General features: G+C 66.3%; 7 protein-coding genes. 4 read left to right on the forward strand and 3 right to left on the reverse strand.

Annotation, left to right across the window (positions count from 1 at the left end; all coding sequences use genetic code 11):
* The first annotated feature begins 37 nt into the window (after positions 1-37).
* Positions 38-337 carry a GlsB/YeaQ/YmgE family stress response membrane protein gene (locus tag VGG53_RS18315; RefSeq protein ID WP_331519501.1) on the forward strand — a complete coding sequence of 100 codons (300 nt, stop codon included), beginning with the start codon at positions 38-40 and terminating at the stop codon, positions 335-337.
* Positions 338-385: 48 nt separating this feature from the next.
* A complete protein-coding gene (locus tag VGG53_RS18320; RefSeq protein ID WP_331519502.1) occupies positions 386-1,414 on the forward strand; it encodes a zinc-binding alcohol dehydrogenase family protein in 1,029 nt (342 codons plus the stop codon).
* A 7-nt stretch (positions 1,415-1,421) separates the two neighbouring features.
* On the opposite strand, the gene VGG53_RS18325 is transcribed toward VGG53_RS18320, so the two are convergent.
* From VGG53_RS18325 to VGG53_RS18335, 3 genes are read right to left on the reverse strand one after another with little or no spacing between them, the layout of a single operon-like run.
* Positions 1,422-2,183 (reverse strand): CPBP family intramembrane glutamic endopeptidase, encoded by a 762-nt coding sequence (locus tag VGG53_RS18325; RefSeq protein ID WP_331519503.1) that lies wholly within the window; start codon positions 2,181-2,183, stop codon positions 1,422-1,424.
* 35 nt (positions 2,184-2,218) lie between these two features.
* The gene (locus VGG53_RS18330; protein WP_331519504.1) at positions 2,219-2,905 is read right to left on the reverse strand and encodes an MOSC domain-containing protein; all 687 of its coding nucleotides are present in this window, start codon (positions 2,903-2,905) and stop codon (positions 2,219-2,221) included.
* Between the two features lie 56 nt (positions 2,906-2,961).
* A complete protein-coding gene (locus VGG53_RS18335; RefSeq protein WP_331519505.1) occupies positions 2,962-5,325 on the reverse strand; it encodes a phosphoketolase family protein in 2,364 nt (787 codons plus the stop codon).
* Between the two features lie 104 nt (positions 5,326-5,429).
* Here VGG53_RS18335 and VGG53_RS18340 point away from each other — a divergent pair, with 104 nt between their 5' ends.
* Both VGG53_RS18340 and VGG53_RS18345 read left to right on the forward strand, forming a co-directional pair.
* Entirely contained in the window at positions 5,430-7,838 is a 2,409-nt protein-coding gene (locus VGG53_RS18340) for a CoA transferase (RefSeq protein ID WP_331519511.1), read from the forward strand.
* A gap of 34 nt (positions 7,839-7,872) precedes the next feature.
* A partial coding sequence (locus VGG53_RS18345) for a thiolase C-terminal domain-containing protein (RefSeq protein WP_331519506.1) occupies positions 7,873-9,029 on the forward strand: 1,157 nt, incomplete at its 3' end.

Here is a 9,029-nt window from a genome sequence, read left to right on the forward strand (position 1 = left end):
CAGCAGCGGGCTGGCCAGGGACAGCAAGGAGTTCCCGATGGATGTCACGGCAGCTACTGAGATTCTGGCGCGTTCGACAACGACGACGAGCGTCGGTCTGATCGGCTACATCATCATCGGGGGTCTGGCCGGCTGGATCGGCAGCAAGATCGTCAAGGGTGGCGGCTCCGGAATCTTGGTGGACATCGTGATCGGTGTCGTCGGAGCGTTGATCGGCGGCTTCATCCTGAGCTTCTTCGTCAACACGGCGGGTGGCGGATTGATCTTCACCTTCCTGACCGCGCTGCTCGGCTCGGTGATTCTGCTGTGGATCGTCGGCATGCTGCGAAGGTCCTGACCGGCGCTAACCCGTTGCGGCCGCGGTGATTAGCGGCATGCTGTAGGAATGGCTCCCGCGGCGATCCCGGCAACCATGCAGGCGTGGCAGGTGCGGCAGCCCGGTCCAATGGACACTGAGCCCCTGCAATACGTCACCGCGGACGTCCCACGCCCCGGACCTTCCGAACTCCTGGTGGCCGTGCGCGCGTGCGGAGTGTGCCGCACCGACCTGCACGTCGCCGAAGGTGACCTGCCCGTGCACCGGCCGAAGGTGACGCCCGGACACGAGGTGGTCGGCGAGGTCGTCGAGGTCGGTGCCGACGCAGGTGACGAGTTCAGCGTCGGCGACCGGATCGGGATCGCCTGGCTGCGGCACACCTGCGGTGTCTGTGGGTATTGCCGACGCGGCGACGAGAACTTATGCCCGAAGTCCCGTTACACCGGTTGGGATGCCGACGGTGGTTACGCCGAATTCGCCACCGTCCCAGCGGCTTTCGCGCATCATCTGCCGACCGGCTACAGCAACAGTGAGCTGGCGCCGCTGCTGTGCGCCGGCCTCATCGGCTATCGGTCGTTGCTGCGCGCGGAGCTGCCGCCGGGCGGCCGGTTGGGGCTGTACGGGTTCGGGGGCAGCGCACACATCACCGCACAAGTCGCGCTCGCTCAGGGTGCTGAGGTGCATGTGATGACGCGCGGCGTCGCGGCCCAGGAGCTGGCCGTGAAGTTGGGCGCCGCGTCGGCCCAAGGGGCGGTCGATCCGCCACCGATACGTCTGGACGCCGCAATCCTGTTCGCCCCGGTCGGTGATCTGGTGCTGCCGGCCTTGGAAGCCCTGGATCGCGGCGGGACGCTGGCGATCGCCGGAATCCACCTCAGCGACATTCCCGCCCTGAACTACCAGCGGCACCTGTTTCAGGAGCGCCAGATTCGCTCGGTGACATCAAACACCCGCGCCGACGCGCGGGCTTTCCTCGACTTCGCCGGCGAACACCACATCACGGTGACCACGCCGGAATACCCACTGAATCAAGCGGATCGGGCGCTGTCGGACCTCAGCGCCGGCCGCATCGCCGGCGCGGCTGTCCTGCTGGTGTAGAGATTCATTACCTGGACAGCTGCCACACCAGCGCGGCCGCCAATGCCCCGAGCCCGTTCAGCGACCAATGCAGAGCTATCGGTGCGAGCAGGCTGCCGCTGCGCCGTCGAAGCCAGCTGAACACAAAGCCGGCGGCGGCGGTCGCGACCACCGCCAGCATGACTCCGGCCAGCATGCCGAAGAAACCGCCGCCGAACAGCCGGGTGAAGCCGACATTGCTGCTTGTCAAACCCAGCGACGTGGCGATGTGCCAAAGCCCGAACAGCAGCGAACCCGCCATTGCGACGCCGCGGAACCCCCACGCCCGGTCCAACGCGCCATGCAGCACGCCGCGGAAGGCAAGCTCCTCGGGAATCACGGTTTGCAGCGGAATGATGAGCATCGAGGCGACCAGTGCGCCGGAGATCGTTGCGTAGTGGTTGTTCATGAACATCGGCCGGGTCAGCGGCAGCAGCGCGCCGATCGCAATCACGGTCACGACCAGCACCACGGCGCCCAGCGCGTACGCGGCGCCGGATTTCCAGTGATCCCGGCCCAGACCTAGTTCGGCCCAGCCCAGGCCGTTGACCCGCAACCAGCCGACCAGCCCGATCGCCGCGGCCGGGACCGTCACGACGCCCGCCCACGGTGTGGTGAAGTGCGCCACCAGATTCGCCAGTGTCAGCACCACCACGACCACAGCCACATCGACGTAGATGCGGAACTCGCGCAGCGCCGAGAGCTGCGACACCACCGGATGAGTGTCGGTGGCAACGGACGCGTCGAGCATTCGGCAAGTTTACCCGCGGACCGGCGGCGTCCCGTTTACTTCGATTGTGAGCCGTTGTTCGACGTAACCCGGCGGCGCGCATAGTCCTTCAGCTCCGCTGGAAGCGCGTCTGCCACCAACAGCCGAGGCAGTAATTCTGGTTCAGAGAATCGGGCGCGAAAGACCATCCCGACCGTCACGTCGTGGTCAGGGCGGTAATCGAGTGCGATCTCGTCGCCCGCCCGCACCCTTCCGGGTGAGATCACCCGTAAGTAAGCGCCGGGTTTGCCCGCCTGAATGAAGGTCTTCATCCAGTGGGCCAAATTCAGGAACGCTTGAAACGTCCGGCACGGCGTGCGCGGCGCGGAGACTTCGAGTACCAAGCCGTCGGTGCCGACCCGCCAGCGTTCGCCGATTCGCGACGCAGTCACGTCGATGCCCGAAGTAGTCAGGTTCTCGCCGAAGTTTCCGTTGGTGATCATGCGCCGGAGGTCGATCTCCCAGGCATCGAGGTCTTCTCGCGCGTAGACATAGACGGCCTGGTCATCGCCGCCGTGGAATTTCCGGTTGCCGATGGTGTCGCCGACCAGTCCGCTGCCGACACCACTGTGCATTGGGCCCGGTGCGCGCACCATGACCGGCTCGGTGACCGCCACCTTGTCGATGCCGGTCACATTCGACATCGCGCGCGGATCGGGATTCGTTCGCACCCGAGCCACGTTCACCGACAAAACAGTCGCCATCTGCATGAGCGTAGCGCCAGCTCAACGCCGGGTTCGCTGCCGTCACTGCGTTCCGCTCACTCAACTCCCCATGCCCAGCCCGCGATCTTGGGGTCGTCTTCGCCATGCTCGCGGGTGTATTGACGAGCCGCCAAGCGGGCATCGGCCATCCGTTGGCGCAGCACCGCGGCCCGGCCCGCCAGGCCGTCCACCCGGTCGATGACGTCCATGACCAGATGAAAGCGATCCAGGTCGTTGAGCATCACCATGTCGAACGGTGTCGTCGTAGTGCCGCGCTCTTTGAACCCGCGGACGTGCAGGTGATGGTGATTGGCGCGGCTGTAGGTGAGCCGGTGAATCAGCCACGGATAACCGTGGTAGGCGAAGATGATCGGCGTGTCGACTGTGAATAGGGTGTCGAATTCGTTGTCGGGCAAGCCATGTGGGTGTTCGGAGTCGGGCAGTAGGCGCATCAGGTCGACGACGTTGACCACCCGCACGGCGAGGTCGGGCAGTTCGCGGCGCAGGATGTCCGCGGCAGCCAACGTTTCTTGGGTCGGGATGTCGCCGGCGCAGGCCAACACCACATCGGGTTCGGCCGTCGCGGTGCTGGCCCACTGCCAGATGCCCAGCCCGCGGGTGCAGTGCGCGATCGCGGACTGCATGTCCAGGTAAGCCAGCGCGGGCTGCTTGCCGGCGACGATGACGTTGACGTAGTCGCGGCTGCGCAGGCAATGATCAGCCACCGAGAGCAGCGTGTTGGCGTCCGGAGGCAGGTAGACCCGGGTGATCTCGGCGCGCTTGTTGGCGACCAGGTCGATGAAGCCGGGATCCTGATGCGTTGCGCCGTTGTGGTCTTGCCGCCACACATGCGAGCTCAGCAGGTAATTCAGCGACGCGATCGGCTGCCGCCACGGCAATTCGCGGCTGGTGGCCAGCCATTTGGCGTGCTGGTTGAGCATCGAGTCGACGATGTGCACGAACGCCTCGTAGCAGTTGAACAGTCCGTGCCGTCCGGTCAGCAGGTATCCCTCCAGCCAGCCTTGGCACATGTGCTCGGAGAGCACCTCCATCACCCGGCCAGCAGGCGAGAGGTTTTCATCGACGGGCAGGATCTCCGACAACCACACCTTGTCGGTGGACTCATAGACCGCATCCAGGCGATTGGAGGCGGTTTCATCGGGGCCCATCAGCCGAAAACGGTCGGGGTTGGCTGCGATCACGTCGCGCAGGAAAGTGCCCAGCACCCGGGTGGCCTCATGCATTATGGTGCCCGGTTGCGAGACGGCTACGGCGTAATCGCGGAAATCGGGCAAGTTCAAGTCGTGCAGTAACAGGCCCCCGTTGGCGTGCGGGTTGGCACTCATCCGTCGGGCACCCTCGGGCGCCAGCGCGCGCAACTGCGCGCGCAGCCTGCCGTTGTCGTCGAACAGCTCCTCGGGTGCATAACTACGCATCCACGCTTGCAGCTGAGCGCGGTGGGTGGAGTTGTCCCGGGTCTCAGAAAGCGGCACCTGGTGTGCCCGCCAAGTGCCCTCGACCTGCTTGCCGTCGACCTGTTCGGGTCCGGTCCACCCTTTAGGGGTGCGTAACACGATCATCGGCCACACCGGCCGTTTGGTTGTGCCGCCGTTACGTGCGCTTTGCTGGATGGCCGCGATGTCGTCGAAAGCGTCGTCAAGAGCGGCCGCGAGCTGTTGGTGCACATCGGCGGGATCGTCTCCGGCCACGGTGATCGGCCGGTATCCATAGCCGCCCAACAGGGATTCCAGCTCGGGGTGCGGGATGCGGGCCAACACGGTCGGATTGGCGATCTTGTAGCCGTTGAGATGCAGGATGGGCAGCACCGCGCCGTCGGTGACCGGGTCGAGGAACTTGTTGGAATGCCAGCTGGCGGCCAACGGACCGGTTTCGGCCTCGCCATCGCCGACCACGCAGGCCACTACCAGATCCGGATTGTCGAAGGCCGCGCCGTAGGCATGCACCAGCGAGTACCCGAGTTCGCCGCCCTCGTGGATGGACCCCGGCGTCTGGGCAGCCACGTGGCTGGGAATCCCGCCGGGAAACGAGAACTGCCGGAACAGCTTTCGTAGACCCTCGGTGTCTTCGTCGATGCCGGTGTACACCTCGCTGTAGGTGCCCTCCAGGTAAGCGTTCGCCACCAGCCCGGGCCCGCCGTGGCCCGGTCCGGTAATGAAGATGACGTTGGCGTCACGGTTGCGGATGACGCGGTTCAGGTGCGCGTAGATCAGGTTCAGCCCCGGGGTGGTGCCCCAATGCCCCAGCAGCCGCGGTTTGACGTGCTCGGGTAGCAGCGGCTCACGCAACAGCGGATTGTCCAGTAAATAGATCTGACCGACCGACAGATAATTCGCCGCCCGCCAGTAGGCATCGATGCCGGCACGTTCGCCATCGGACAGTCTCGCCCTTTTTGACCTCATCCGCCCGATTGTCCGCACACTCGGTGAACGACGCACCACGTCGAGGTAGGCGAGGCGCGATGCGGCGTGCGAACTACGCTGGCGTGGTGCCTGGCGACGCTGACATGCCCGAAACCGGAGGGCTGTTGGCGTCGCTGCGCGTGCTCGACCTGTCCGATGACGGCGGCGACGCGGTAAGTCGGCTGCTGGCCGACTTGGGCGCCGACGTGCTGAAGGTCGAACCGCCAGGCGGCAGCCCGTCGCGCAGCAAGCGTCCGACGCTGCGCGGCACCGGCGTGCGCTTCGCACTGCACAACGCGAACAAGCGCAGCACGGTGCTCGACCCGTCCGACCCGACCGACTGCGAGCGGCTGATCGAGCTCGCCGGCAGCGCTGACATCGTCGTCGACAGCGGGACTCCCGGCCAAGCCGCGGCCTACGGCACCACGTGCGAAGACCTGACCGATCGGTTTCCTCAGCTGGTGGCCCTGTCGGTGACCGATTTCGGCAGGACGGGGCCGCGTTCGTCGTGGCGGGCGACCGATCCGGTGCTCTACGCGCTGTCGGGGTCGTTGTCGCGGTCGGGTCCCACCACCGGAACACCGGTACCGCCACCGGACGGCATCGCCTCGGCCACCGCCGCCGTTCAGGCCGGATGGGCCGCGCTGGCCGCATACTACAACCGATTACGTTGCGGGACAGGCGATTACATTGACTTCTCCCGGTTCGACGCTGTGGTAATGGCGCTCGATCCCGCGTTCGGGGCGCACGGCCAGGCCGCCGCGGGCATCCGGCGCCCCGATGGGTGGCGCGGCCGCCCGAGAAACCAGGACGCCTACCCGATCTACCCGTGCCAGGACGGCTACGTCCGGTTGTGCGTGATGTCGCCGCGGCAGTGGCGCGGGCTGCGGCGCTGGCTGGGGGAGCCAGATGAGTTCCAGGATCCCAAGTACGACGTGATCGCTGCGCGATTCAAGGCCTGGCCGCAAATCGCCCGACTGATCCAGCAGATGTTCGCCGGCCAGCCGATGAAAGCTCTGGTATCAGCGGGCCAGTCGCACGGCGTGCCGATATCGGCCGTGCTGGAGCCCGCGCAAATCCTGGCGTCCGACCATTTCCGGGCGGTGGGCGCCGTCGCCGACGCGGAACTCGTTCCCGGCGTGCACAGCAGAATTCCGATCGGCTATTACGCCGTCGACGGCCGGCACATCGGTTTCCGCACGCCCGCACCGACCGCCGGCCACCACCACGCGCAATGGCTCGCCGAGCAAGCGACGATCGCAGCCCCGGCCAAGTCCGGCCCGCGTCCGTTCGACGGGCTGCGCATCATCGACCTCGGCATCATCGTCGCCGGTGGTGAGCTCAGCAGGCTGTTCGGCGATCTGGGTGCCGAGGTGATCAAGGTCGAAAGCCCCGACTATCCGGACGGGTTGCGACAGGCCCGAATCGGCGAGGCGATGAGCGAGTCATTCGCCTGGACGCATCGCAACAATTTGTCCTTCGGGGTGGATCTGCGCGACGAGGCGGGCAGGCATGTCTTCAGCCGACTCGTTTCGCACGCCGACGCGGTGTTCGCCAACTTCAAGCCGGGAACACTTGCCGCGCTGGGCTTTCCGTACGACACCCTCCATTCGCTGAATCAGCGGCTGGTGCTCGCCGAAAGCAGCGCCTTCGGCGACAACGGGCCGTGGAGCAACCGGATGGGGTACGGCCCGCTGGTCCGCGCCACAGCAGGCGTCAGCAAGCTCTGGACGGACCAGCACCCCCAGCCGGACCAGGCCGACGACTCCCGGCACCGGTTCTACGACGCGACAACGGTTTTCCCCGATCACGTAGTCGGGCGGATCACAGCAATCGGCGCGCTGGCGGCGCTGATCCATCGCGATCGCACCGGCGCGGGCGCCCGCGTGCATGTGTCGCAGGCCGAGGCCGTCGTCAATCAACTCGACGCCCGGTACGTCACCGACACGGCACGGGCAGACGACCACGCCGATGTGGAACACGACACCAGCGTTCATCAGGTTTTTCCGTGCACGGGTGATGACGAGTGGTGTGTCATCTCGATTCGTACCGACGCCGATTGGCGTTCGGCCAGTGCAGTTTTCGGAATGCCCGCACTGGCCGACGATGCGCGGTTCGCGACCGGCGAATCGAGGGTGGCGCATCGGGACGAGTTGGTCGAGCAGGTTTCGGCGTGGACGCGCAGTCGCACCCCGTTGCATGTCGCCGAGAGCCTGCAATCGGCCGGTGTCCCGGCCGGCCAGATGAACCGACCTCCCGACGTTCTCGAAGAACCACAGCTGCGCGAGCGAAAGCTGTTCAGCGACATGCGTCATCGACTGTTCGATCATCCGCTGCCGGCCGAGACCGGTCCCGCTCCGTTTCGGCACATCCCGCCGGCACCGCAACGGGCGGCACCGCTGCCCGGGCAGGACACCCGCGAAATCTGCCTCAAAGTCCTCAAGATGAGCAGTGCGGAAACCGAGCAGCTGATCAACGACGGCGTGCTGTTCGCATCCACCGACACCGCCTAGCATTCGCCCGGCCCCAACCGCGGAAGGTTCCTTGATGCCCGTCAACCCCAGAACGCCGGTGCTGGTCGGCTACGGTCAGGTGAACTACCGCGAGGCGGCTGGACCCGAGGACACCCCGGAGCCCGTCGATTTGATGGCGACGGCGGCGCGCGAAGCCGCCGACGCGCGGGTGCTCGAAGCCGTCGACGCCATCCGGGTGGTCAACCTGTTCTCGGTGCCTTACCGCGACCCGGCCCTGCTGCTCGGCCAACGCATCGGTGCCGGTCGTTTCACCACCCGCTACAGCGGCGTCGGCGGCAACGTGCCGCAGACGCTGGTCAACCGGGCCTGCGTTGACATCCAACAGGGACATGCGGACGTCGTGTTGGTGGCCGGCGCCGAGATGTGGCGAACGAGAACACAGATGCGCGCCAACGGCCATCGGCTGGGTCATACCGAGCAGGACGAATCGGTCCCGATGCCCGAAGGCAGCGACGAGAACGTACCCATGGCCGGGGCGGCCGAAGACCGCATCGGCCTGGACCGTCCGGCGTACGTCTACCCGATGTTCGAGCAGGCGCTGCGGATCAGCACGGGGGAGTCGGTTGACGAGCACCGCGAGCGCATCGGCGAATTGTGGGCCCGGTTCAATGATGTGGCGGTGCACAATCCGCACGCCTGGATACGTAAACCTGTTGCGGCCGAGGGTATTTGGCAACCCGGACCGGCGAACCGGATGATCAGCTGGCCGTACACCAAGCTGATGAATTCGAACAACATGGTCGATCAGTCCGCCGCGTTGATCCTGGCATCGGTGGAGAGCGCCACGCGCTTGGGAATCCCGACCGATCGATGGGTGTATCCGTATGCGGGCACCGACGCGCACGACACCTACGCGATCAGCGAGCGGGCCGAATTGCACCGGTCGCCGGCGATTCGGATCGGCGGCACGCGGGCGCTGGAACTGGCCGGGTTGAGCATCGACGACATGGACTACGTCGATCTGTACTCGTGCTTCCCCTCCGCGGTGGAGCTGGCTGCCGCCGCACTGGGTCTTGCCACCGCCGACGCCCGCGGCCTGACCGTCACCGGCGGCCTGCCCTACTTCGGGGGTCCCGGCAACAACTACACCACCCCATCGATCGCCACCCTCACCGACCTGCTCCGTGAGGGCACGTCCGGCGCGGGCGGCGGCCACGGCACTCCCACCCT

Source organism: Mycobacterium sp. (genome assembly GCF_036490025.1).
GTDB lineage: Bacteria > Actinomycetota > Actinomycetes > Mycobacteriales > Mycobacteriaceae > Mycobacterium.